This is a genomic window from Microbacterium sp. AC145 (genome assembly GCF_979258505.1).
The window spans coordinates 2,649,682-2,674,420 of sequence record NZ_OZ409859.1 but is presented as its reverse complement, the minus strand read 5'-3'; the positions used below and the strand labels follow the sequence as shown (position 1 = coordinate 2,674,420).

Below are 24,739 nucleotides of genomic sequence, written 5' to 3'. Positions count from 1 at the left end.
TTCGCGGCGCACAGGATCACGTGGAACTATGGATGCCGCAGCTATCGCGCGCACAGGGGGAGAGGGGATGCTCGTGGCGACAGGGGTCACGGTCATCGTGCCGACCTTCAACGAACGTGATAACGTCGTGGAACTCGTCGCGCGCACCGCGTCGGCGCTCATCGACTACGACGTCGAGATCCTCTTCGTCGACGACAGTGCCGACGACACCGCGGCCGAGGTCGAACGCGTGGCCGCAGACGCCGCGGTCCCCGTGCGGGTGATCCATCGTGAAGAGAACACCGGCGGGCTGGGCGGCGCCGTGGTCGTGGGGCTGCACGCGGCGGTATTCGATCTCTGCATCGTCATGGACGGCGACCTGCAGCATCCGCCTGAACTGCTGCCCGCACTGCTCGCGCGTCAGGCTGAGGGCGACGCCGATGTGGTCGCGGCCTCACGCTATGTCGGAGGCGGCGACACCAGCGGGCTCGGCACCGCCGTGCGCTTCGGGGTGTCGCGGGCCGCCACCTGGCTCACCCGATCGATGTTCCCGATCCGACTCGCGCGGAGCACTGATCCGATGACCGGGTTCTTCCTCGTCGACCGCAGCCGCCTCGACCTCGACGCCCTCAAGCCGCAGGGCTTCAAGATCCTGCTCGAGATCCTCGCCCGCACCGATCTGCGCATCGCCGAGATCCCGATGGAATTCGCCGAGAGACGTCATGGCACCTCCAAGGCCAGCTTCCGCCAGGGAGCGACGTTCGTCGCCCATCTGACGCGGCTGAGGTTCGGCAAGATGTCGCTCTTCGCCATGATCGGAGCCGTCGGCGCCCTGGCGAACCTCGGCATCATGTGGGCGCTCACCGCCCTCGGAGTGCCCTACATCTGGGCCGCGATCATCGGCGCCGAAGTCACCATCATCGGCAACTTCATCCTGCAGGAGAAGTTCGTCTTCGCCGACATGCGCACCGACGCCAGAGGGCTCGGCGGACGGTTCGCCGCCTCGTTCACGTTCAACAACGTCGAGGCCGCACTGCGCATCCCCGTCATGGCGCTCATGGTCGAGACCTGGCACATCTCCAGCGTGCTGGCCACCGGGCTGTCGCTAATCGTGGCGTTCTTCGCTCGGTTCCTCTTCCACTCGCTCGTCGTCTATGCGCCGGCACGCCGCGAGCGCACAGAAGCGGCGGTGTCCGAGCCGAAGCCGGACACCGCCGCGATCCGTGTCCTCCGCGCGATCGACGCGGAGGCGATGAAGCCGGGGGAGCTCTAGCGCAGCTGGGCGCTCAGCTCCGACCACGGGGCATTGACGGCGTTGGGCGCCACCTTCGACAGGTAGCCGAGGATGCGGATCCCATCGCCGGTCGACGCGCTCGCGCCACCCGCAGCGCGCAGCTGCCAGTCGGGCTCGTTGGCGTCGGCGGCCCAGGCCTTGGCGAGCACGGTGCCGTCGACGACTCGGATCGAGACGCGCACGTCGTCACCGGGTTCGTACGATCCGCGACCCGCGACCACGACGTCCTTCAAGACCTCGGTCTTGTTGGCGGTCACCTTGGCGAGGGTCAGACGGATGCTTCCGGAACCCTTGAGGGTGACGGTCGCGCGGTAGCCGTTCTTGCCGTCGTCCGAAGAGAGCGCCTGCAGTGAGTGATACATCACTCCCGTACCGATGTTCTCGGGCACGGTGAACGTGACGGAACCCTCGGTGCCTTCGGTGTCACCACCTTCGTAGTCGTGACGGATCTCCTGCCCTGGACTCAGGGCGAAGGTTCCTGCCTCATCAGCGGGCGGCTGCACGACGGGAGGTTCGACGACCGGCGGCTCCACCACCACGGGCGGCTGCGGGGCGGGCTCCACGACCGGCGGCTGCGGTGCGGGCTCCACGACCGGCGGCTGCGGTGCGGGCTCCACAACCGGCGGCTGCGGTGCGGGCTCCACGACCGGCGGCTGCTGCTCGCCCGGCTTGGCCATGCGCCAGATCTTGAGGGTCTCGAGCTTCATCTGCCCGCCCTTCCAGCCGGAGGCGGGAAGGCCGATGCCGCAACCCGGGTCGACCGGCGGGCAGCCGATCTGCAGGGTCACACGCGGGTACCAGGTCGCGCCGGGGCGCTCGAAGATGGCCTTCCAGTCGAACCCCGGCCGCACGTCTTCCGGACCTGCATCGAGCATGACGTGGCCGTCGACGCTGATCACGATCCGGTTCGGGGTCTTCTCCATCACGTACGTGTGCACGCCCGTGGGGTTGGAGTTCGGCAGCTGCTCCCACCGCACCGAGCCCTGCAGGCTGCGATGCGTGGAGCCGTACTCGTTGTGCAGCGTCGCGGCGGGGCGAGCGTCGTCGCCGAAGACCTCCATGAGGTCGATCTCGCCGTGAGCGCTGTCGAGAGGACGCAACCACATGAGAGCGGGCCAGAGCCCCGAGCCGAACGGCACGGAGCCGGTGACCTCGACGCGCGAGTAGTTCGGGATCTCGATGTCGAGTCCCTTCGCGTCGCCAGAGGTGTACGCGGCGCTGCCGCGCGACTCGGCGGCACCCCGCACAGTCAGTCCGGTCGAACCGAACGAGACGTTGCTCGGGATGTCGTACGACGAGGTGTTCGCCGCCTGACCGGTCTCCAGAGTCCACCTGCTGGCGTCGGACAGATCGACGTCCTCCTGGTGGATCCAGCCGGGCAGATCTTTATCATCGGCGGCGGTGGCTGGCGCCCCGCCGAGAATGGAAATGGTGAGTATGGCTGCGCTGAGCGCAGCGAGAGACGTCTTTCGGGAGATGCTCATATTTCGGAAAACTCATTCCGTCGGAACCCCCTCCGCGGAAAAATAACGCTTTCATCACAGCATGCATGCCCGCCGCGGTCAAATTACGGCCGAGCCATACAACAGTATGCCGGACTGCTGGGTATTCGCTCCAAGGAATTCAGACCCGTACCTCGGCGGCTGGCGAAAGTACGACCGCCCCCGCGGGGACGTCTCTGAAAACGACGGCGTTGGGCCCGATCCTTGCGCCTGCGCCGACGGTGATGGATCCGATGATGACCGCCCCGACGCCTATCTCGACGCCGTCTTCGATCGTCGGGCAGTCATCCGAGCTCTTGCGATTGCCCAGAGTCACGCCCTGCCGGATCATGACGCCTGCCCCGATGCGACTCGCCGGGTTGACGACCACACCGACCCCGTGACGCAGTCGCAGGCCGGGGCCCACGCTGGTGCTCACAGGCAGTTCGATGCCCATGAATCCCTCAGTGACCAGTTTGTACGAGCCGCCGACGAGCAGGAAGACGAGGCGTGCGAGCGGCCCGCGCGCGGTGCGCCAGCGCTGAGCGCGCCGGAACCAGCGGAGTATGAAACGGCTCTTGGGGTACGACGCGTTGGCCCTGCGATCCGCGGCGACGGCTTCGCGATATGCCTGCCGCGGGGTCCGGCTCGGGTGCGGGGTCGGGCTCGAGGAGGCGTCTGCCGCAGTGCCGCTCGGCTCCTGTCGCACGCGAGTCGCGAGCCAGGCGCGGCGCTCGGCGAGCTTTCGCCGCAGCGCCCGCTGCGCGGTCTCAGAGTGTGCACCCACCGCGCGATCGAACTCGACCGCGAAACGGTCGACCTCGGCCAGCTTCTCGGCTCCGGTGCGGGTGCCGTCGATCGAGAGCGACGTGATGCGCACCGCGGGGGAGCCGAGCAGTCGTTCGGCGAGCGAGGCGTATGCCTCTGCGATGTCGGGGTTCTGCCACGATGACCGGCGCCATTCGTCGGATGCTGTGACCTGTCCTGGATGCACGCGATAGGCGAGCCCGGGCACGGCGAGCCGCGTCAGGCGCATGCCGCGCGCAGCCATGCGCAGCCACAGGTCGTAGTCCTCGGTCGGGATCTCCCGATACGACCCCGCGTCGACCACCGCAGAGCGTCGTCCGAGGAACGTCGAGTGTGCCACCGGATTGGTGAGCAGCAGGTGCATCCCGAAATCCTCCGGCGCGATGCCCGAAGGTCGCGGCACGCCCGGTAAGCCGGATCCCCAGGTCACGACCGTGCTGAAGACGCCGTCGACCCCCTGATCGACCGCGCGCAACTGGCGGCGGAAGCGGCCCGGGAGCACGATGTCATCGGCGTCCATCCTCGCGACGAACTCGCTGTCGGTCGCATCGAGAAGATCGTTGAGTGTCGCGGCGACCCCCCGGTTGGGTCGGGAGAGCACTCGGACGCGAGGATCGTCGACAGCGCGAGCAGCATCGGCCGTGGCATCGCTGCTGCCGTCGTCGAGGATCACGACCTCGGCGTCGCGCGGCAGCGCGCGAACCGTAGACCGGACCGCCGAGCCGATGGTGCCCGCCGCATTGTAGGCAGGCACGATCACGGACAGGCGAGGCATCTCTACATGCCTCTGCCGCGCTTGTTCAGCGCTGACACGACGCGCTCGCCCGAGACGAGTCCCATTCCGACGACCATGGCGAGATACGCGCGCGGCTGCCGGATGTCGTGGCCGATCGCTCGGCGCGCCCACGAACGCGCACGGGGGCGGTCGCCCAGCGCGCCGTGCGCGAAGGCGATCTGGCCCTCGATGCGGGCCTGCCCTTCGCCGCTGCGCACGAATTCGGGGTGCTTGGCCAGGAGATAGCTGAGTCCGTCTGCGATGCCCTGCCACTTCTCACTGAAGTACGAGGTGCGGTCCCAGTGGATGATCGTGTGCGCCTCGGGGACTGCGACCACGCGGCCCGCCTTGGCGGCGCGCAGCAGCAGGTCGTAGTCCTCGCCGTACGAGGCCGGCAGCTCTTCGTCGACGAGCCCGATGGCACCGCGGAGAGCACCGGCGCGCACCACGAACGAGCTCGGATGCAGTTCGGTGATGCGAGAACGCAGCAGATCGTCGAGAGTGACCGATGCAGGAGAGAGCCGGGCGTGAGTGCCTCCCGCGGAATGGATCTCGATGCCTGTCGCGGCGAGCACGACATCCTCGTCGTCGAACAGCGGAAGCTGGGCTGCGAGCTTGCTCGGCTTCCATTCGTCATCGTCGTCGCAGAATGCGATGAGATCAGCAGTGGCCTCGAGTATGCCCGTGTTCCGGGCGCCTGCGAGCCCAGGAGTACGAGTGTTGTTGACGGCACGCAGCGTGTGCGGCCCTCGATCGAGATCCGTCAGCTCGTCGATGTCGGTGCCGTCGTAGACGAGCACCACCTCGATGGGCTGGACGGTCTCCTGTGCGAAGACGGACGCGACAGCGCGACGAAGCAGCTGCGGGCGGTTGCGCGTCGCCATGACGACGCTCACTAGCGGTTGCACCATTGACTCCCCAAAGTCTGGTAGAAAGCCGCACTTCCCCAAAAGTGCGATCAGCCCATCTTAGCGGAGGGGTGCAGGTGGGGACAATGACGTGCTGCGGAGCTCGCGCATGGCCAGAGCCGCTGCGGGGAAGGTGAGGATCAGGCCGTTCGGCAGCACGCCGTAGAAGAAGATCTCGACGAGGATCACGAGCTGCACGGTGTTGAGGATCATCAGGGCGGTGTTGCCGGTGCGGATCGTCGCGAAGAACATCCACACGAGCGCAGCGACGAAGCAGATCAGCGCGGGGAACCCGTGCGAGAACATCACCATCCACAGATGGCCCTGCGTGCCGGCCGAGGGCGCGCCGTCGGTGAACGAGGGACGGGGCGCGCCGTATCCGAAGAGCGGAGACTGGAGCGTGCGGACGAACGTCTCCTCGTACAGGTTCGCCCTGTCCTCGGTCGACGAGCTCGTCTCGACACGGTCGGTCAGCTTGCTGCCGATGTCGAGGGCGATGGCGGCGGCCGCCGCGATCACTCCGATGACGCTGAGGAGGGCGACGGCGCGCAGTTTGCCGGCGAGGGCGAAGCGGAAGAAGAGATAGGCCGCGGCGACAGCCAGGCCGATGAACATGCCGCGGTTCAGCGTGAGGAACGCGGGGATGAGCGAGAGCGGGATCGCCAGGAGGATCAACCAGAAGCGCCGTCCGCGCGGGATGACGGTGAGGTACGCGACCACCATCGGCAGGGTGATCGAATACACGTTTCCCCAGCCGTTCGTGTAGAGGAACGGCGCGGAAGGGCGCGGATCGAGAGCGAGCCAGCTGTCCGGGTTGTACTGCGTGAGCCGTCGCACGACCATCTCGCCGATGAGCTCGTTCGCCTGCAGCCCCTGCGGCAGGATGTAGCCGAGCGGCGTGCGGAACGAGAACTCGGGAGCGACGATGCCGGCGAATCCGCCCAGTACGGCCCAGAGCCAGAAGAGCGTGAACACTCCGAGCACGTAGCGCAGCGTCAGCGTCTCGCGTGCGTTGTAGACGTAGACGAAGACCACCGTGATCATGACGTACAACAGCGCTCGATAGACGAACCCGATCAACCGCCCTGAGGTGTCGACGCCGATGACAGAGGCGCACATGAGCACGACGAAGAGCAGCCAGATCGCGAAGCCACGAGGCACCTGGATGCCGCCTCGGCGCACCATCAGCACCACCATGCAGGCGGCAAGCGGTATCCACGCCATCTCGGCGAACCCGAGTACCCACCACAGCGGGAAGAAGGCGAGCATCGCGGTGAACGGCCACCGGGGCAGCTCCGAGCGCAGGGTGCCCGCAGGGGGCGTGAGCGATCGTGCTCCGCCCGCCAGTGCGAAATGCGAGTTCACCCGTCCTCCATGTCCCCAGGGTTCGCCCCTAGGATAGGCGCACAGGCTGTTATCTAGGCGGAAAAAACTGGGGACGACTCCGCGGCAGTGTGAAGGCGAGGGGGATTCGTCCATGGACGACAACGATCAGGCAGGCTCGGCGACTCTGGGATTCGACCACTATGTGTTCGTACTCAGGCGGCAGTGGCGCCTTCTCATCGTGGCCACCGTGCTCGGCGCGATCGCCGCAGGCGGCTACCTGCTCCTTGCCCCGCAGACGGTCACGGCGACGACGACGATCAACCTGAACGTCATCACCACCGAGCCGTTCAGCGCGCAGCGTGCGGCATCGGGCCTCCTCGACGACGCCACCGAGACGGCGATCGCGCGATCGCACGTCGTGGCGTCGCGCGCGGCCGACCTTCTCGAAGGAGATGCATCGGCCAGCGAGATCCGCAGCGCGTCGACCGTGGCCACCTCGTCGGGCGCCGCCGTGGTCACCGTGGACTACGACGCCCCGACGGCCGCGGCCGCGGTGCGGGGTGCCGATGCCGTGGCATCCGCCTACCTCTCGTTCCGCAGCGAGCAGGCGCAGGAACGCATCGACGTGATGGTCACGAACCTCAACGAGCGGATCGACGCGCTCAACACGACTCTCGGCGAAGTGAACCAGCAGCTCGTCTCCGCCGATTCGAACAGCGCTGCATTCGCCCAGGCGACGACGCAGCGGCAGCAGATCATCACCGAACTCGACGGACTGCTCACCCAGCGCAACGGTCTGCAGAGTGTCGACACGACGGGTGGCATCGTGCTCTCGGCGGCAGAGGACAACGAACTGGCCTTCGCTCCCGGACGCACCGTCACGCTGTTGACAGGTCTCGCTGCCGGACTGGTCGTGGGAATCATCGCCGCTTTCGTCTGGAATCCCTTCGACCGGCGGCTGCGCAACGCGTCGGAGATGTCTCGAGCACTCGGTGCCCCCGTGTTCGCGACTCTCGACGCGAAGCGGGAAGACGTGCCCGCGAAGGGCGCGGCGGCCGATGCGCTCCGCGTCACGCGCGAGAGGCTGCTCGTCGACATCTATCTCGGCACCACGGTGCTCGTGATCGATGCGACGCACTCCGACGAGACCTCGCCGACGGCCGTGAACCTCGCCGTCGTGACGGCGCAGGTGGGACATGACGTGCAGCTGATCGTGCCGGCGGGCAGCGACGACTTCCGTGAGCACCTGGCGAGCGCGCTCGCGCTGGAGGAGACAGAAGACGGGGCCGCCGCCTCGGCGACAGTCCCCGCGCTGAGGGTCTTCACCGCCTCGGACTCCGGTGACGAGCGTCAGGGGGATCTGCTCCTCACCGAGCAGACGCACACCGCCATCGCCGGTGCCGGCGACGAGACCCTCACCTTCCTGGTGCTGCCGTCGTCGGCGCATCCCGCAAGCATCCTCGCCGGTCTCCGCCTGGCGCAGTCGGTCGTGGTCGTCACGCGCGAGCACGACACGACGACGACCGAGATCCGCTGGTTGCGGGAAGAGGCCGAGGCCATCGACACGGCGGTGCTCGGGGCGGTCGCCGAGCGACGCGAGCGCCACGGTCGCCGTGACGCGGCCGGCATCACCTGGCCGTTCGCGACGCGGACGGAACGCGGAACCGCCGCCCGTGCGAATGCACGGGCGGCGGCGAAGGTCGAGGTCGGAGCCGACTCCTGATCGGTCGGCGAGACCGTCAGCGAGCGACGAGCTTGCTGTACTTGCGGCGCATCGATGCCGCGGAGTGCACGCTGTTGATGATGAAGAGCGCCCCGTAGACGACGAGGAACACCGGGGGAGCGGCCCAGAAGACGAAGCTCCAGCACAGCACACCGGTGTCGGTGGGCAGCAGCAGGAACGACTTGCGTGTGCCTGATGCCTCTGCGGACTCTCCACCGGTGTTGCGGACCAGCTGCTCGGCCAGGATCTGACTCATGAACTGGCCGACGCTCATCAGCGTGAACAGAAGTGCGATGACCGCGAGCCAGATCAGATCGGGGCGGTGGAGCAGAACCGCCACGGCCACGGTCAGATGGATGGCGGGGGTGCGGATCGCGTCCACGACGTGATCGAGCCACTCGCCGGCCGGGCTCGACGTTCCCGTGAGTCGCGCGACCTGACCGTCGGCCGAGTCGAAGACATAACCCGCGGCGAGGAGCGCCGCGGTCGCGAGGGCGGACCACCAGGAGGGTTCCACGACGATCATGATCGCCAGGCCGACCGCAGAGAGGCCGGCGCTGATCATCGTGACGGCGTTGGGGGACAGCCCGAGGGCCGCCGCGGATGCGGCGACGCCCCGGGCGAGCCGGCGGTTCACCCATCGTGTGTAGGCGGGAACGCCGGCCCCGCTCTTCTGAGCACGGTTGAGATCGGCGAGGTGATCGCGGAATCCGGGCCGAGGATGAGAGGTCACCTGGGTCATGATTTCTCTGCCGAGAGTTCGAAGCTGTGGCTCGGGGTCGAGCGATAGTTCGAGTGCACCTCGACGGCGATCACGTTGGCGCCCACCTGGAAGGCGGATGCCGGGACGTCGAACACGAACGGTGTACCGACCGCCGCTGTCGCCGAGACGGCGGCGTTGGCGTAGGTGCTCTGCGTCACGGCTCCGGCACTGATGTTCTTGCGGGCGACCTCCACGCCGTTCACGTACACCACGACCCCGTCGTCCGCACGCGTCGTGACCGTCACCTTCGAGAAGTTCAGTGCATCGAGCGTCACCGGCTGACGGTAGTAACTCGTGATCGGGCGCGGCGACAGTGTCGTGTCGAGCGGCGTCGCGAGTCCGGTGTGGCCCCAGCCGAAGGCTCCGGCACCGGTGGTCCAGGACGCCGCGTCGAAGTCGACGGCCGCCCAGTTCGCCGGCGTGGCGTCATTGGTGAAGCGGTATGCCCAGGTCGATCCGGCGGCGACCACCGACGTCACGGCGGGCTCGGGCTCGGGTTCGGGCTCAGGCTCGGGCTCGGGCTCGGGCTCCGGCTCCACCACGGGCGGTGTCGGCTGCGTACCGATCGTCGCCACGGCCTCGAGCTCGAAGCTGTGGCTCGGGGTCGAGCGGTAGTTCGAGTGCACCGACGCGGAGATCACGTTGACCCCGGTGGTGAACAGGTTTCCCGGCACCGTGACGACCTGCGGGGTGGCCACGGCCGCCGCTGCGCCGACTGCGACGTTCGCGTACGTGCCGACGCCGGCGGCACCGTCGTTGACGTTCTTGCGCAGCACCTCCGTGCCGTTGACGTAGAGGACGATACCGTCATCCGCTCTGGTCGTGATCTTCACCGACTCGACTTTCGACGCGTCTGCCACCTGGAAGGCGTGTCGGTAGAACGACGCCAGAGGCTTCGGAGTGACGGCCGTGGTCAAGGTGGTGCCGAGGGTCGGCTGACCCCATCCGAGGGGCGCTGCGCCCGACTGCCATGCCGAGCTGTCATACGCGGCGGTCGTCCAGGCCCCGGCCGGGCCGGTCGCGTCGTAGACGTAGGACCAGCTGGACCCGGCTGCGATGAGCGTCGCAGAGGCCGGCTGCGCAGGAGGAGTGACCGCGGTGACTCCGGCCGTCGATGCCGATGCATTGCCTCGCGCGTCGATCGCTCGCACGAAGTAGAGCGTGCCGGCGGGGGCCGCGGGAAGAGCCGCTGTCGTACCGGTCAGCGTGGCGACCACGCGGTCGTTCCGCAGCACCTGGTACGCGGTGACGCCGCGATCGTCTGCCGACGTGCCCCAGGTCAGGGCGACGCCGTCGGCCGTGGTCTTGACGACCAGGTTGGCGGGCGTCGTGGGTGCGGTCGTGTCGCGCTGGGCGTGGCGGACGAAGCCGCCCGACCACTGCCGGATGTACCCCGGCCGTGTCGAGTACGTCCAGTCACCGCCCTGCCACAGTGTTCCCGTCGAATCGACGAAGAGAGCCCACGAGCCCGCTCCGCGGTTCGTGTCGAAGTCGCCGTTGAAGCTCGGGATGCGCTCGCCGGTCGTCGCGCTCCAGGCGCCCGAACCGTACACCGCGTTCGCGGACGTCCACGCGGTTCCGATCGGGTTCCACGTCGTTGACCCGTCGTACTGGGTCTCGAAGCAGTGGCATCCGCCGTAGACAGCGTTTCCGTCGGTCGCGATGGCCTGGAAATCACCACCGGCGTTTCCTACCGAGGAGCTCACGAGGGTCAGGGCATCGCGGGAATAGCTGAAGAGCGAATGCTCCGACCCGCCGAGCCACACCTTGTCGCCCACTTCGAGCACCGCCTGCTGGTAGCCGGTGCGTCCGGAGTTGCGGTTCGAGAAGACGACCGCCCACGGGAAGAGGTCGGTGCTCGTCGACGACATCGCTGCGGCCTTGTCTGCCGGGCGCGACTTCGAGGTCGAGAAGAATCCGGCGAAGTACACGCGGTCGCCGCGTGCCGATGCGTCGACGCTGATGACCGTTCCGTTGAACTCCGGGTTCCAGGTACCGTCGGGAGCGCCGGTGTTCACGTTGAAGCGCGCGGCTCCGCGGGTGTAGGTCTGCGCAGAGGTGCCGCTCGCCGAGTGGGTGAACGATCCGGCCGCGTACAACCAGCCGTCCTGCACGTCGAGCGTGCGCACGATCGGCACACCGCCGCTGAGCGCATTGATCAGGCGCCCGGTGAATGCCGGGTCGATCTCGCCGGTCGTGGCGTTGAGCACGACCAGGCCCGCGACGTTCTGACCGTTGACCTGCGTGAAGTAGCCACCGACCGCGAGCCGGTTACCAGGCAGCGCGGCCAGCGCCTTGATCTGGTTGTTGAACGTCGGGCGGAACGTCGGGATGAACTCCGCCGAATCACGCTGGAACGCCGCGAGGTAGGCCTGCGGCTGAGCACTGCCGCCACCGGCGGTCTTCTGCACCGTGGTGAAGTTGCCACCGGCGAACACCGTGCCACCGATCTCGGCGAACGCCGAGACCTCGTTGCTGCCCTCGACCGACGCGGGGCCCGCGCCGAGACCGGCCACTCCCCAGTTCTGCGTCTGCGCGAAGCTGTCGACGACGGCTTGGTTCGCGATCGCCGGAGTACCGGACGCGGCGATCGGCGTGAACGAGTCCGTCGAGATCTGCGGGCGGATGAAGACCTGCGTGAAGGGCCGCGCGTATCCCGTGTTGGTGTCCTTCGACCACAGGAAGCTCGTCGAGGCGGGGTTTCCGCGGATGTTGCTGCCGAATCCGAAGCCCATCGCCCAGCCCTCGGTGGCACCGGTGATGGTGCGCACGCGGACATAGTTGTTGTCGTTGCCGAAGTTCGACGTCTGTCCACCGCTGCGGGTGGTGTTGCCGATCTTGTACTGGGCCACGCGCTGCTCGTTGTTGAACATCCAGGTCCACTTGTCGCGCGGGCTGGAGAATGTGAAGGTCAGATCCTGCCAGGTGGTGCCGGCCTGATTGGTGGCACGGACCAGACGGACACCCTCGGCGAGGTTCTTGATCGGCTGGTTGTTGTTGAGCTGGTCGATCAACTCGCCGGAGAGCTGGCGCGGTGTGAACGCAGCGGTGCCTGTGACATTGGTGCGGACCTGCTCGGGCGAGCCGGATCCGTTGGTCGACGTCGACCACGCCTCGCGACCGCGCCCCACGAGCAGCCAGCCGCCGCCGTTGGTCGTCTGGTCGCAGTAGAACTGATCGGCCGCGACCATCGCGGGCGTCTTCAGCCAGTACACGCCGTCTGCGGATTGCGGATTGCGCTGCTTGATCTCCCAGCACGATGCGGCGGCGGTGATCTCGGTGAGGCCGTCTGCTGTCGGCAGCGGTGCCTCAGCGGCACTGGCGGCCGTCACCGGCACGAACATCGCCGCGATGGAGAGTGCGGCTGTCGCCGCGGCCACGAGAAGGCGGCCCTTGCGGCGGGTCGGCTTGATGATCATTTCGGGGCGCCTTTCATGGGCGGCAGAGGTCAGCATGTCGGGTCATTCGGAAAGGTGTGGCCGGCGATGCGCCAGATGTCGTCGTCGCCCTGGACCAGGGAGAAGAGGTGCAGCGCGCGCGGCACGGTGGCCGACTCGTCGCCGATGCGGTCGCCGTTCGCGTCGAGGATCGCCACTGCCGACGAGTCGATGCATGCGGTGATCTCGGCGGTCGCCGGCTCGACATCAGCGTTGACAGCGGTGACGTCGCTGGAGACCAGCGCGGGCTCACCCGTGATGGTCCAGCCCTGGGAGACGAGCTCCTGCCACTGCGCCTCGATCTCGGCCGCATACGCGTCGACCGCGACGTCCTTCAACAGCACGGCGAGGTCTTCCGACGTGCCCATGGTGCTGATCGGTGCGGCGAGAGCCGTCTCCACCGTGACCAGGGCCGCGTCGTCGTCGAGCTCGCCGTCGACCGTCGGCGGTGCCGCGGGTGCGGGCGTCGCCGTGACGGTCGGAGTCGGAGCGGGCGTCGGTGTCGCGGTGTCGCTCGACTCGGAGCCCCCGCCTGATCCGGCGTCAGGAGCAGTGCCCCCGCCGCCGGAGGTCGTCACCGCGTAGGTGGCGATCGCGCCGGTCGCGATGACAGCCGCGACGGCGAGTGAAATCCATACAGCCCTGCGCTTGCGCGCGACAGGCGTCGCTAAAACGTCCCCAGACATCCCCTATATCCCCAATTAGTAGTTGCTCGTCCCACCGAGCGGGCTTCTTCGCACAAAGAGGCGAGAAGCTTCCCCAGGCGCAGAATATCACACAGCGTGAACTTCTCACCAGTACTTTCTCAGCGGCTATGCAGAGGGCCTCCGCAGCTCGTCGAGATGCAGCCGGCGCCGGTCGAGACGGCACCAGATGAGGAAGAGCAGTGCGCCTGCGGCGGCGGCGACGAAGAGGCTGAGCCAGGTCGCTCCGAGGGTCAGCCGCAGGGCGATCGCGGGCACACCGAACGTGAGCAGTGCGACCACCAGCGGATACAGCCCGGGCAGAGGCGAGACGCGGAGCCCCAGGACGAATCGCACCTGCACCGAGGCGAGAGCGGCGTCGATCGCACAGGCCACGGCCCACGCGACAGCCGCGCCGGTGATGCCCCAGATCGGCACGAGCAGGTAGATGAGAGCCACGTTCAGGGCGACCGCGATGGCCTTGTTCATGGCGGCGAGTCCGCTTCGGCCGCTCATGAGCAGCACGGAATGGATGTTGCCGGCGAGGAACGTCACGATCGACCCGATCGCCATGACGATGAGCACAGGCTCTCCGTCGGCGAAGGAGCCGCCGAGCAGCGAGAGCGCGACGGGTGCGAAGACGGCGAGCAGCACGTAGACAGGCGTGCTGAAGAGCACCAGCCACACGGTCGCGGTGCGGTACACGCTCTCGAGGCCCGCGGTGTCTTCGCGGTGGAGCATCTTGCTGAACATCGGCGAGACCACGACGCGCAGGGCGGTGTCGATGATCATCCCGGCTGCGACGAAGCGGCTGGCAGCGCCGTACACCCCGGCGGCGGCAGGACCCGCGAGAGCGCCCACGATGATCACCGCGAGCCAGATCAGGAGCTGCTCGAGGCCGGACGACACGACGCGGGGGAGCGCATACCGGATGGTGCGTGCCGGCACGCCGGAGCGCAGGAAACCCGGCTGGGTCGCGCGGCCGAGCTTGCGCAACTGCCACAGCACCACGATGACCGCTGCGATGGCAGCAGGGGCCAGAGGCAGCGCCCAGGCGACGGCGGCGCCGACGGCACCTGCGCCCACGCCCACCGCGATCGCGGTGGCGATCGGGCGCAGGGTCGGCAGCAGCACGTTGCCGACGAGCACGTAGGCGTTCACCTTGCCGAGCGCTCTCGTCGCCGAGAGTGCCGTGAGCATGACGGAGGCGACGGGGAGGAACCATGCGATCGAGCGGATCGCCTGCGCGACGGCATCACCGGGGCTCTGCGCCTCGATGATCAGCGCCGCGACGAACAGGATGCAGGCGCACGCCAGCCCCGCGATCGCCGACACCAGCACGAGGAAGGCTCCTGTGGGCCGCAGCATGTCGCGGTCGTCCTCGAGCTGGCGCGGCAGGATCCAGATCGCGGCCGAGTCCATGCCGAAGCGTGCCACGCCCAGCGCGATCGTGAAGGCGCCGACCGCCTGCAGAACGACACCCGAGCCCGCGTCGCCGAGCAGCCGACCGAGCACGATGATCAGCACGAGCCCCATCACGGCGCTGACCGCCGAGCCGACGAAGCTCAGTGCGCCTCCGCGAGCGAGTTCGGCTCGTGCGGTGGGAGCGCTGCTCATGCGGGCGACCTGCGAAGCCTCTGCGCGGCGACGGCGGCCATGAAGGACGGGTTGCCGAGCAGATAGCGCTTCGCGAGTCGTCGAGGTTCGATCATCAGGCGCCAGAGCCATTCGAGTCCGGCGCGGATCATCCACTCCGGGGCACGGCGATTCGACCCGCTCAGCCAGTCGAAGAGGCCGCCGCAGGTGAGCACTGCCGGAGGCAGATTCTCGCGGTGGGCATCGACCCAGAACTGCTGGGCGGGATCCCCCATGCCGACGAAGAGGATGCGGGTGCCATGCGACGCGATGTCGTCGAGCACCGCCGGCATCGCATCCGGCGAGACGTAACCATGGTGGCTGCGCAAGCGGAGCCCCGGGATGCGTTCGCGCATGATCCCCGCAGCCCGCTCGGCCACGCCCTCGGCGGCACCGAAGAAGTAGACCGGAATCCCTTCGGCGGCGGCCGCGCGGAGCAGCGGCTCGGCCACATCGGTCGTCGCGAGGCGTTCGGGCAGGTGGCCGCCGAGCAGCTTCGCCGCCCAGACCACCGACTGGCCGTCGGCGTACGCGATGCTCGAGTCGAGCAGGCGTCGGAATCGTGCATCGGTGCGAGCGAGGTTGCAGACGTGCGCGTTCACTCCCACGGCGACCTGCGCGGTGTCACCCGCAGACATCGCGAGCACGCGGTCGATCAGCTCGGTCTCGGTGAACGACTCGACGCGCACGCCCGTGATGTCGACGGACGTGGTCTCGTCGATCGGATTCCTCTCACTCATCCGCTCAGTATGCCCCGCTGGGCTGCACCATGACCTTGGCGGTGCGCCACATGATCTGCAGGTCGTTCATCACTGACCAGTTCTCGACGTAGCGCAGGTCGAGCCGCACGCTCTCGTCCCAGGAGAGGTCGCTGCGACCCGACACCTGCCACAGACCGGTGATGCCGGGCTTGATGTACAGGCGGCGGTAGACCGTGCCGTCGTAGGCGGTGACCTCGGTGGGCAGCGGGGGACGCGGGCCGACGACGCTCATGTCGCCGACGAGCACGTTCCAGAACTGCGGGAGCTCATCGAGCGAGAGCTTGCGCAGGATTCGACCGACGCGTGTCACCCGAGGGTCGTCCTTCATCTTGAAGAGAAGCCCTGCCCCCTCGTTCTGCTCTTTGAGCGCGACGAGCTGCTGCTCGGCATCGGTCTTCATCGAGCGGAACTTCACGATCTTGAAGGTGCGCCCGTCTTGACCCACGCGCTCCTGGAAGAAGAAGAGCGGGCCCGGAGAATCGAGCTTGACGAGAAGCGCGAGAAGCGGAGTGATCAGCGCGATCGGGATCAGCGCCACAGCCGCGACCATGATGTCGAGCGCACGCTTGAGCACGTGCCTGCCGCCCTCGTAGCTCGGGATCTGCACCTGGATGAGGGGGAGTCCCTCGACCGAGGCGAAGGAGATGCGCGGACCGGCGACATCGGTGAGACGACTCGACAGCACCAGCTCGGCGGCGGTGCCCTCGAGCTGCCAGCTCAGCTGCTTGACGAAGTCGGGGTTGCCCTCGGGGCGGCTCGCCACGATGATCGTGTCGGCCCCGAGCTCGGTGGCGACGGTGGCGACGGTGTTGACGTTGCCGAGAACCGGGAACCGCACGCCGTCGATGTCGACGTCGCGGGCGTTGCCGTCGAGCAGCGTGGCGCCGACGACCTGATAGCCCGACGCCCCGATCGGATGCAGTGTGCGGACGACGTATTCGACGTCATCCCTGTTGCCGACGACGAGCGTGCGCGATGCGAACCGCCCCCGCGCACGCTGCGCCGTCAGCCAGTGCCGCCACACCCAGCGGGTGACGAGCAGCGTGAGGACGCCGAGAGGCAGCCCGACGATCAGCACGAGCTGCATCGACTGCCACCCGAGCACGACACCGAACATGGCGATGATCCCGAACGCCAATCCGCTGGCATGCGCCACGCCTCGGTACTCCGTCGCACTGGCGCGGAACAGCGCTGCATCACGCGTATGCAGAGCGCCGAGCATCAGATACCAGAGCGCGGCCAGTGGGATGCCGGTGCGCAGGGCCTCTTCCCCTGCGACACCGGTCACCAACTGGACTGCTGCTGTGATCGCGACCGCGAAAAGGATGACCCCGGCATCCGTGACCCGCAGTCGCATCCGATAACGCCGCTCCCATTGACGGCGTCGCTCCAGCGTCGCGGACACACGCGGCGTGACCGCCGTGCGCGTGACCGACTTGGTGGCTCGCGGAGCGGCGATCGGCGTGAAGACCGACCCCGTGCGAGTGATGCTCAGAGCATCCTCGACGGAAGTCATGCCGAGGCCCCTTGAGCCTTACAGGTACGCAAAATTCCCCAGTGCGCCATGTGTTTCCCCAGTGTTTTCCCCAGACCAGGGACCCCACGTCCCCAGTGTCGTCCGCATCCCGACCCCTCGGGTCCTGCATGCATCCGTGATCCCACATCACGGTGTGCGAACACCGTCCCACACGGTGTTGCTGGCAGCAGGTACTGCAGACTTCGTTCACTCTAGCGGAACCGAACGTTCAGCGGAAGGTAATTCGCATGACTGGACGAACTGGAATTCCGATACTCATGAATACGAGTGTTGTGGCCATGGATATCCTGACCGCGTGACCATCATGCCCTCGCCTCGATTCCACCTGAGCCGCATGCTGCCGCGCGATCCCGCGCAGCCGCATCGCGCGGCCAGCACGCTCGAGCTCTTCTTCGATCTGGTCTTCGTCGTCGCTGTGAGCATCGCCTCGGCGCAGCTGCATCACGCGCTCAGTCACGGAGACTTCGTGCACGGCATCACCTCGTACGCGATGGTCTTCTTCGCGGTGTGGTGGGCGTGGATGAACTTCACCTGGTTCGCGACCTCCTTCGACACCGACGACTGGCTCTACCGGGTCACGACGATCGTTCAGATGGGCGGTGTGCTCGTCTTCGCGGCGGGCATTCCCGCGGCGTTCGAGCACGGTGACTTCACCGTGCCCGTCCTCGGCTACATCGTGATGCGCATCGCGATGGTCGCGCAGTGGCTGCGAGCATCCCGTGGCGCAGGCGAGCTTCGCTCCGCCGCGCGCCGCTACGCTCTCGGCATCGCCGCCGTGCAGGTGCTGTGGGTGCTGTTCCTGCTGGTCCCTGCCGGGCCGATTCAGATCGTCGCCTTCGTGGTGTGCGCGGTGATCGAGGTCAGCGTGCCGGTCTTCGCGGAGTACCGGCATCAGACGCCGTGGCATCCGCATCACATCACCGAGCGGTACGGTCTCTTCACGCTGATCGTGCTCGGTGAGAGTCTGCTCGCATCCGCGAACGCGATCATCGACGCGAGTCACGAGCTCGAATCGTTCGTTCCCCTCATCTCCATCTCCGTCCTCACCCTCGCAGTGACGGCATCGCTGTGGTGGATCTACTTCTGGCCGCCGCACCACCGGGCGATCACGACGTTCGGACGCTCGCTCCGCTACGGGTACACCCACTATGTGGTGTTCGCCGCGGCGGCCGCGTTCTCGGCGGGTATCGAGGTCGAGCTCGATGTGCTCACCGGCGAGAGCCATCTCTCGAACGTCGTCGCCTCGTTCACGGTGACGATCCCGATCGCGATCTTCCTGCTGGGGATCTGGTGGGTCGCCATCCGCGAGAACGCCGACCGTGTCGTGAACACGGTGGTCCCGATCGGCGCCGTCGTCGTTCTCCTCGACCCGATCCTGCCGATCCCGGTGGCCATCACGGCGCTGGTGCTCGTGGCGATCGTCGTCGTGCTCGTGCTGCATCCGCCTGTGGACAGAAGGTCATAGCCATCGCATAGGCGAGGCATAGCTCGCTGATCGGCTCCTCCGTGACCATGGGTACATCGACGATGACATCGACATCGGAACCCCATCGAGAGGAGCACGATCATGAGCCGCATCCCTGAACCCTTCCAGACCCCTGAGGGCCCCACCTACGAAGGGCGGCTGCTCGACCGGGTCGATGAGGAGGTCGTCGATCAGGGCGCCGCCTTCGACATCCGCACCCTCGTGACCCGCCGCGGAGTGCTCGGTCTCGCAGGTCTCGGGGTCGGCGCCGTCGTCCTGGCCGCCTGCGCCCCCGCAGCGACCGGCACGTCGAGCACGAGCAGCAGCGCGCCCTCGGCGACGACCGAGAGCGACACGTCGACGGACACGTCGACCGACACCGCGACAGCAGCGGGCGAGATCCCCGACGAGACCGCCGGTCCCTACCCCGGAGACGGATCCAACGGCCCCGACGTTCTGGAGGAGTCCGGAATCGTGCGTCAGGACATCACGACCTCCATCGACGGCTCGGCCACGGCCGAAGGAATCCCGCTCACCTTCGAGTTCCAGGTGCTCGACCTCGCCAACGGCGCAGTGCCCTTCGCGGGAGTCGCCGTCTACGCCTGGCACTGCACCGCGCAGGGGGGGTACTCGATGTACTCCTCAGGGCTGGAGGACGTCACGTACCTGCGCGGCGTGCAGGTGGCGGATGCCGACGGCAAGGTCTCGTTCGCATCGATCTTCCCCGGATGCTACTCGGGGCGCTGGCCGCACATCCACTTCGAGGTGTACCCGGACGTCGACTCGATCACGGACTCCGCCAATGCGATCGCCACCTCGCAGATGGCGCTCCCCGAAGACGCCTGCACCGCGGTCTATGCGGATTCCCGCTACGACGGCTCCTCGCAGAACCTGTCTCAGACCAGCCTCTCGGGAGACAACGTCTTCGGCGACGACTCCGGCGCGCTGCAGCTTCCCACCATCACGGGAGATGTGGCCGGCGGCTACTCGACCACTCTCGTGGTCGGCGTCGATACGACGACCACTCCGACCGCAGGATCCGCACCCTCGGGTGGCGACGGCGGCCCCGGTGGCGGTCAGCCGCCGTCCAACTGACGCTCTCACGAAAGGAGAGAAGACATGCTTCAGAACCTCACAGGGTGGCACGCCCTGATCATCCTCGCGATCGTCGTCCTCATCTTCGGCGCCGCCAAGCTCCCCGCCCTCGCCAAGAGCGTCGGACAGTCCATGCGCATCCTCAAGTCCGAGGTCTCCGAGCCTGCTGCGGGCGACCCTGCGGTCGAGCCGCACGTCGAGCCGCGGCCGGTGACCACACGGGACGCTCGTGACCACGTGGACGCCGTCGGCTCGGACGGCCTCGCCCGACCCATCGCGCGCACCGCGGAGTAGGGTCATGACCGCGCTCGCTCCCGACGTGGTCGGGGCCTCCGCCTCGGCCACGCCGGCCGGCGCCTCCGCCGGGATGCCACTGTCATCGCACCTGCGGGAGGCGCGCACGCGCTCCCTGCGGGCGGTGGCGGCGCTCCTCATCGGGGTGATGACCGGCTACCTCCTCTCCGACCAGGTCATGGAGATCGTTCGGGCCCCGATCACCGCGCTCGCCGAGTCCCGCGACGCGAGCCTGAACTACGACAGCATCACGGGGGCGTTCGATCTCAAGCTCAAGATCGCCCTCTTCTCCGGCATCGCGCTGTCGAGTCCGATCTGGATGTACGAACTGCTGGCGTTCCTCGCCCCCGGACTCGACCGTCGCGAGAAGAAGTACACGTTCGGGTTCCTCGCGGCGTCCGTCCCGCTCTTCGCCGCCGGCTGCACGGCGGGTCTCCTTCTCTTCCCGCACATGGTCGAGCTGCTGGCGGGCTTCGCATCGACCGAGGACAGCACGCTGCTGCAGGCCTCCTACTACGTCGACTTCATCCTGAAGATCGTGCTCGCCACCGGTGTCGCCTTCGTGCTGCCGGTGTTCCTCGTGGTGCTCAATCTGCTCGGCATCCTGCCTGCGCGTGCGATCGCTCGCAGCTGGCGCATCGTCGTCGTGGCGATCGTCCTCTTCAGTGCGATCGTGACCCCGGCGGCCGATGTGCTGTCGATGTTCCTGATCGCCGTGCCCATGACCGCACTGTTCCTCGTGGCACTGCTCATCGCCTGGCTCCACGATCGGGCGGCGGATCGCCGGCTCTCGACGGAGGGATGAACCGTGTTCGGACTCACGATCGAGAAGCTGTTCCTGGTCTCGTTGCTCGCCGCGGTGATCATCGGTCCCCGTCGCCTTCCGGAGTACGCGGGGAGGCTCGGCGGGCTGATCCGGCGGCTCACCGTGCTCGCAGGCGATGCCGCCCGTCGCGCCGAGCAGGAGACCGGTGTCGCGACGATCCGGCAGGACTGGACGGCCCTGGACCCTCGGCAGTACGACCCCCGGCGCATCATCCGCGAGGCATGGGCTGCCTCCGAGACCGCGGAAGTCGCGGTTCCCCGTGGAGGCATCCGCCGCCGATGCTCCCGCCGCCGATGCTCCCGCCGCCGATGCTCCCGCCGGCGGGCGGCCCGACGCGGTCGGCACTCCTCCCGTCGGCACCTGGGCGGTTGCCGGGTCGTCAGGTCATCCCCGTCGTGTCTGGGTGCCCGCAGAAACTGCTCCTCGTGCTGTGGATGCCGATCTGCTAAGCTGACGGTGCAGCGTGTGTTCTGGCCCCCCTCTAGGCCACCACGAAGCCACTGATCAGGGCCATCACGGACCAAGCGCATCGATGCGCGCGGCATCCGCCCTCGATCTCATCATCTTGCGGGTCGCGACAGCGCGTGCCCGCCGCACAGCAATGAGTATCACCATGAGCACGACCACCTTTCCCACTTCCGATCCGCTGACCTGGAAACAGGCAGACACCGATGTGCACGTCGCGACCCGTGCCGGCGAGTTCGCCGGCTTCGTCGAGTTCGACGGCACCACCCACCTCGTCCGTGACCAGCGAGGCACCGAACTCGGCGCCTTCGTCTCGCTCGACGAGGCGCAGGAGGCGCTCGAGGGCGCACAGGCCTCGAAGAAGTCTTCGCGGAGCCTTCCCTTCGCTCTGCCGCGCTTGCTGCGCAGGCGTCCTCGCAGAGCTCGCGCCTGAGTTCGAGGGCCGAGACCTGTGAGTTGTCAGGGCATCCCGAAGTATTCCGCGCGGTGCATGCGGTGCGGGCTAGCCTGAGTTAAGCGTTGGGCGATCTGCCTTGGGCTTTCGACAGCTCACGGGCTCCAATCGACAGGAGAGCATCATCTCCATTGCACAGGTCGAAAAGACCGCAGCCACACTCGGACCGATTCGCCAGACGTATTCCGGCAACGCCGAGTTCCCTCCCATGGCGAAGGCCTACAAGCAGGTCTCGCAAGTTGTGAAGGAGACCGGCCTGCTTCAGCGTGCCGGATGGTTCTACGTCATGGTGGGAGCCGCCCTCGCGGTCGCTCTCGGTGGCGTCATCACCGGGTTCATCCTGCTCGGCGACAGCTGGTTCCAGCTGCTCATGGCCGCAGCGCTCGGCATCATCCTCACGCAGGTGGCCTTCCTGGCCCATGAGGCAGCGCACCGACAGATCCTCTCGTCGGGCCCCGCCAACTTCCGCCTCGCGCGCATCCTCGCGGCCGGAGTCGTCGGCATCAGCTATTCCTGGTGGGATTCGAAGCACACCAAGCACCACGGCAACCCGAACCAGGTGGGCAAAGACCCCGACATCGAGGTCGACACGATCTCGTTCCTCGAGACGGATGCTGCGCAGTCGCGCGGCCTCGTGCGCCTCATCACGCGCAAGCAGGGATGGTTCTTCTTCCCGCTGCTGACGCTCGAGGGCCTCAACCTCCACTACCTCGGCGTCAAGCACCTCGTGACCAGCAAGAAGGCCAAGGGCCGCTGGATCGAACTGGGGCTCATCGCTCTTCGATTCGCGATCGTCCTGATCCCCGTGTTCCTGATGCTGCCTCTCGGCATGGCATTCGCCTTCATGGGCGTGCAGCTCGCGGTCTTCGGCGTCTACATGGGCGCGTCATTCGCCCCGAACCACAAGGGCATGCCGATCATCGACCCGAATGCCCGCCTCGACTTCTTCTCGAAGCAGGTACGCACCTCGCGCAACATCCGTGGCGGATGGTGGGCGACGTGGCTCATGGGCGGTCTCAACTACCAGGTCGAGCACCACCTGTTCCCGAACATGCCCCGCCCGCACCTGTCGAAGGCTCGTGGGATCGTGCGCGACTACTGCCTGGCGAACGATGTGCCGTACACCGAGACCAGCCTCGGCCGCTCGTACGCGATCGTCATCGAGTACCTGAACCGTGTCGGCCTCGCCGCCGGTGCTGATCCGTTCGACTGCCCGGCAGTGTCGCAGTTCGGCCGCGCCTGAGCACGACGTGACGAAGGCCCCATCCCTCGGGATGGGGCCTTCTGCGTGCCCGGGGCTGATCCGCGACCCGCCCTCGCGGTCATCCGTCGCGGCGGATCCAGCGGAAGGTCGCGCGGCTGAGGATCACACCGGCGACGAGCCAGACGCCCAGCATGATCGCCACCATGCCGAGCGCCCACTCTTCGCCCGGCTCGACCGCCTTGAAGGAGTCGGGGAGGATGGCTGCGCGCATGCCCTGGGCGATCCACTTGAGGGGGAAGATCGAGGCCACGTTCTGCAGCCACTCGGGCAGCGACGTGAAGGCGATGTAGACGCCCGAGATGAACTGCAGCAGCAGGACCACCGGGATGACGACCGCAGAGGCCGTCTTGCCCGAGCGCGGTACAGCCGAGAGCGCGACGCCGAGCAGGGCGCAGGTGAGAAGGCCGAGCACGAACACCCAGGCGAAGCGGATCCACGCCTCGGCATCGGTGGGCAACTCGACGCGGTACAGGACCACCGCGACGATGAGGAGCAGTGCGATCTGCAGGACGGCCGTGACGAACACCTCGCCGATCTTGCCGATGAAGTAGGTCACGGGCGAGATCGGCGTGCTGCCGAGCCGTTTCAGCGTGCCGTCGCTCTTCTCGACGGCGATCTCGATGGAGAGCCCCTGGACACCCGACAGGAGGATGCCTCCGGCGATGAGCCCCGGCAGGTAATAGGTGGCCATGCTGATCGTGTCGGGTCCGCCGCCGATGTCGCCGGTGAAGATGGTCGCGAAGATCAGGTACATGACGGTGGGGAACAGGAACGTGAAGAAGACCTGATCGCCGGCACGGAAGTACTGCCGCAGCTCGAAGCCGATGCGGCGCACGCCGAGGCGGATCGTGCGGGACAGCCCGAATCGGGTGGGTGCGGTCGTGGTGCTCATGCGGGCTCCGTGACGTCGGTGAGTGCGGCGGCGTCATGCGCCCGGATCAGCCCGAGGTAGATGTCCTCGAGGGTGGGTCGCACGATCTCCAGCCCCAGCGGTTCGCCCGCGTCGCGATGGAGGTCGGCGACCACGGCAGCGGGGGTGGTGGTGCGCTGCTCGTGCAGCACGCCGGCGGCATCGATCCAGCGCACCACGGGGGTTCGCGCCTCGGGGCCGCCGATCTCTCCGATCTCGCCGATGGCGGCGATGCGTCCGCCCACGATCACCGCCGCGCGGTCGCCGAGTTGTGCGGCCTCGTCGAGGTAGTGGGTGGTGAGCAGGATGCTGGTGCCCTCGGCTTTGAGTGAGCGGATCAGTTCCCAGAACTGACGCCGAGCCTCGGGGTCGAAGCCCGTCGTCGGCTCGTCGAGGAACAGCAGCTCGGGCCGGCCGATGATGCCGAGAGCCACGTCGAGGCGGCGCTGCTGGCCGCCCGACAGCCTGCCCGCTCGCGAACGCTGCTTCTGCTCCAGCCCCACCGCGGCGATCACCTCGTCGATGTCCCTCGGATTCGGGTAGTAGCCGGCGAACTCTGTGAGCAGCTCGCGGACCGTGAAGGTGCCCGCCTCACCGGTCGACTGCAGCACGATGCCGAGTCGGGCCTTCCAGTCCAGCCCGCCGCGCTGAGGATCGACACCGAGCACGCGCACGTCGCCGGCGGTGCGATGCCGGTATCCCTCGAGGATCTCGATGGTCGTCGACTTGCCCGCTCCGTTGGGGCCGAGCAGAGCGAACGTCTCACCCCGGTGGATGTCGAAGCTGATGCCGTCGACCGCGGTGAACCCGCCGTAGTCCTTGCGGAGGTCGCGGACCTCGATCACGCTGTCTGTCAT

Annotated in this window: 20 protein-coding genes; 8 read left to right on the top strand and 12 right to left on the bottom strand. The window is 67.5% G+C overall.

Annotation, left to right across the window (positions count from 1 at the left end):
- The first annotated feature begins 28 nt into the window (after window positions 1-28).
- A complete protein-coding gene (locus ACZZZN_RS12895) occupies window positions 29-1,252 on the top strand; it encodes a glycosyltransferase (protein WP_463505535.1) in 1,224 nt (407 codons plus the stop codon).
- On the opposite strand, the gene ACZZZN_RS12890 is transcribed toward ACZZZN_RS12895, so the two are convergent.
- The 4 genes from ACZZZN_RS12890 to ACZZZN_RS12875 form a co-directional block, all read right to left on the bottom strand.
- Window positions 1,249-2,757, bottom strand: a complete 1,509-nt coding sequence (locus ACZZZN_RS12890; RefSeq protein ID WP_463505534.1) for a glycoside hydrolase family 16 protein — start codon at window positions 2,755-2,757, stop codon at window positions 1,249-1,251. The two genes, ACZZZN_RS12895 and ACZZZN_RS12890, sit on opposite strands and share 4 nt — an antisense overlap.
- Before the next feature lie 139 nt (window positions 2,758-2,896).
- Window positions 2,897-4,336, bottom strand: coding sequence for a glycosyltransferase (locus ACZZZN_RS12885; protein WP_463505533.1), 1,440 nt, complete (start codon window positions 4,334-4,336; stop codon window positions 2,897-2,899).
- Window positions 4,337-4,338: 2 nt separating this feature from the next.
- Entirely contained in the window at window positions 4,339-5,247 is a 909-nt protein-coding gene (locus ACZZZN_RS12880) for a glycosyltransferase family 2 protein (RefSeq protein WP_463505532.1), read from the bottom strand.
- 57 nt (window positions 5,248-5,304) lie between these two features.
- Window positions 5,305-6,609: an O-antigen ligase family protein gene (locus tag ACZZZN_RS12875; RefSeq protein WP_463505531.1), complete on the bottom strand. Its 1,305-nt coding sequence runs from the start codon at window positions 6,607-6,609 to the stop codon at window positions 5,305-5,307.
- A 112-nt stretch (window positions 6,610-6,721) separates the two neighbouring features.
- Between ACZZZN_RS12875 and ACZZZN_RS12870 the strand changes: the two genes are divergently transcribed.
- Window positions 6,722-8,293, top strand: coding sequence for a Wzz/FepE/Etk N-terminal domain-containing protein (locus tag ACZZZN_RS12870; protein ID WP_463505530.1), 1,572 nt, complete (start codon window positions 6,722-6,724; stop codon window positions 8,291-8,293).
- A gap of 16 nt (window positions 8,294-8,309) precedes the next feature.
- Here the strand turns inward: ACZZZN_RS12870 and ACZZZN_RS12865 are convergent, their stop codons facing one another.
- From ACZZZN_RS12865 to ACZZZN_RS12840, 6 genes are all read right to left on the bottom strand, one after another.
- The gene (locus ACZZZN_RS12865) at window positions 8,310-9,035 is read right to left on the bottom strand and encodes a CDP-alcohol phosphatidyltransferase family protein (protein WP_463505529.1); all 726 of its coding nucleotides are present in this window, start codon (window positions 9,033-9,035) and stop codon (window positions 8,310-8,312) included.
- Window positions 9,032-12,475, bottom strand: a complete 3,444-nt coding sequence (locus tag ACZZZN_RS12860; RefSeq protein ID WP_463505528.1) for a fibrinogen-like YCDxxxxGGGW domain-containing protein — start codon at window positions 12,473-12,475, stop codon at window positions 9,032-9,034. The genes ACZZZN_RS12865 and ACZZZN_RS12860 overlap by 4 nt, the downstream gene beginning before the upstream one ends.
- Before the next feature lie 29 nt (window positions 12,476-12,504).
- Window positions 12,505-13,179: a hypothetical protein gene (locus tag ACZZZN_RS12855; RefSeq protein WP_463505527.1), complete on the bottom strand. Its 675-nt coding sequence runs from the start codon at window positions 13,177-13,179 to the stop codon at window positions 12,505-12,507.
- 126 nt (window positions 13,180-13,305) lie between these two features.
- Window positions 13,306-14,793 carry an oligosaccharide flippase family protein gene (locus tag ACZZZN_RS12850; protein WP_463505526.1) on the bottom strand — a complete coding sequence of 496 codons (1,488 nt, stop codon included), beginning with the start codon at window positions 14,791-14,793 and terminating at the stop codon, window positions 13,306-13,308.
- Window positions 14,790-15,551, bottom strand: a complete 762-nt coding sequence (locus ACZZZN_RS12845) for a WecB/TagA/CpsF family glycosyltransferase (protein ID WP_463505525.1) — start codon at window positions 15,549-15,551, stop codon at window positions 14,790-14,792. The genes ACZZZN_RS12850 and ACZZZN_RS12845 overlap by 4 nt, the downstream gene beginning before the upstream one ends.
- 4 nt (window positions 15,552-15,555) lie before the next feature.
- Window positions 15,556-17,088, bottom strand: a complete 1,533-nt coding sequence (locus ACZZZN_RS12840; protein ID WP_463505524.1) for a sugar transferase — start codon at window positions 17,086-17,088, stop codon at window positions 15,556-15,558.
- A gap of 325 nt (window positions 17,089-17,413) precedes the next feature.
- On the opposite strand from ACZZZN_RS12840, the gene ACZZZN_RS12835 reads away from it, so the two are divergent.
- The 6 genes from ACZZZN_RS12835 to ACZZZN_RS12810 all read left to right on the top strand — a co-directional run bounded on the left by ACZZZN_RS12835 (window position 17,414) and on the right by ACZZZN_RS12810 (window position 22,951).
- Complete coding sequence (locus tag ACZZZN_RS12835) at window positions 17,414-18,574, top strand: low temperature requirement protein A (protein ID WP_463506595.1); 1,161 nt, start codon at window positions 17,414-17,416, stop codon at window positions 18,572-18,574.
- 102 nt (window positions 18,575-18,676) lie between these two features.
- A complete protein-coding gene (locus ACZZZN_RS12830; protein ID WP_463505523.1) occupies window positions 18,677-19,669 on the top strand; it encodes an intradiol ring-cleavage dioxygenase in 993 nt (330 codons plus the stop codon).
- Between the two features lie 24 nt (window positions 19,670-19,693).
- Window positions 19,694-19,963: a twin-arginine translocase TatA/TatE family subunit gene (locus ACZZZN_RS12825; protein ID WP_463505522.1), complete on the top strand. Its 270-nt coding sequence runs from the start codon at window positions 19,694-19,696 to the stop codon at window positions 19,961-19,963.
- 4 nt (window positions 19,964-19,967) lie between these two features.
- A complete protein-coding gene (gene tatC, locus ACZZZN_RS12820; RefSeq protein WP_463505521.1) occupies window positions 19,968-20,768 on the top strand; it encodes a twin-arginine translocase subunit TatC in 801 nt (266 codons plus the stop codon).
- 634 nt (window positions 20,769-21,402) lie between these two features.
- Entirely contained in the window at window positions 21,403-21,687 is a 285-nt protein-coding gene (locus tag ACZZZN_RS12815) for a hypothetical protein (protein WP_463505520.1), read from the top strand.
- A 142-nt stretch (window positions 21,688-21,829) separates the two neighbouring features.
- The gene (locus ACZZZN_RS12810; RefSeq protein WP_463506594.1) at window positions 21,830-22,951 is read left to right on the top strand and encodes a fatty acid desaturase family protein; all 1,122 of its coding nucleotides are present in this window, start codon (window positions 21,830-21,832) and stop codon (window positions 22,949-22,951) included.
- Between the two features lie 79 nt (window positions 22,952-23,030).
- Here ACZZZN_RS12810 and ACZZZN_RS12805 read toward each other — a convergent pair whose 3' ends face one another.
- A complete protein-coding gene (locus ACZZZN_RS12805; protein WP_463505519.1) occupies window positions 23,031-23,864 on the bottom strand; it encodes an ABC transporter permease in 834 nt (277 codons plus the stop codon).
- Window positions 23,861-24,739, bottom strand: a complete 879-nt coding sequence (locus ACZZZN_RS12800; RefSeq protein WP_463505518.1) for an ABC transporter ATP-binding protein — start codon at window positions 24,737-24,739, stop codon at window positions 23,861-23,863. Before ACZZZN_RS12800 ends, ACZZZN_RS12805 begins: the two co-directional genes overlap by 4 nt.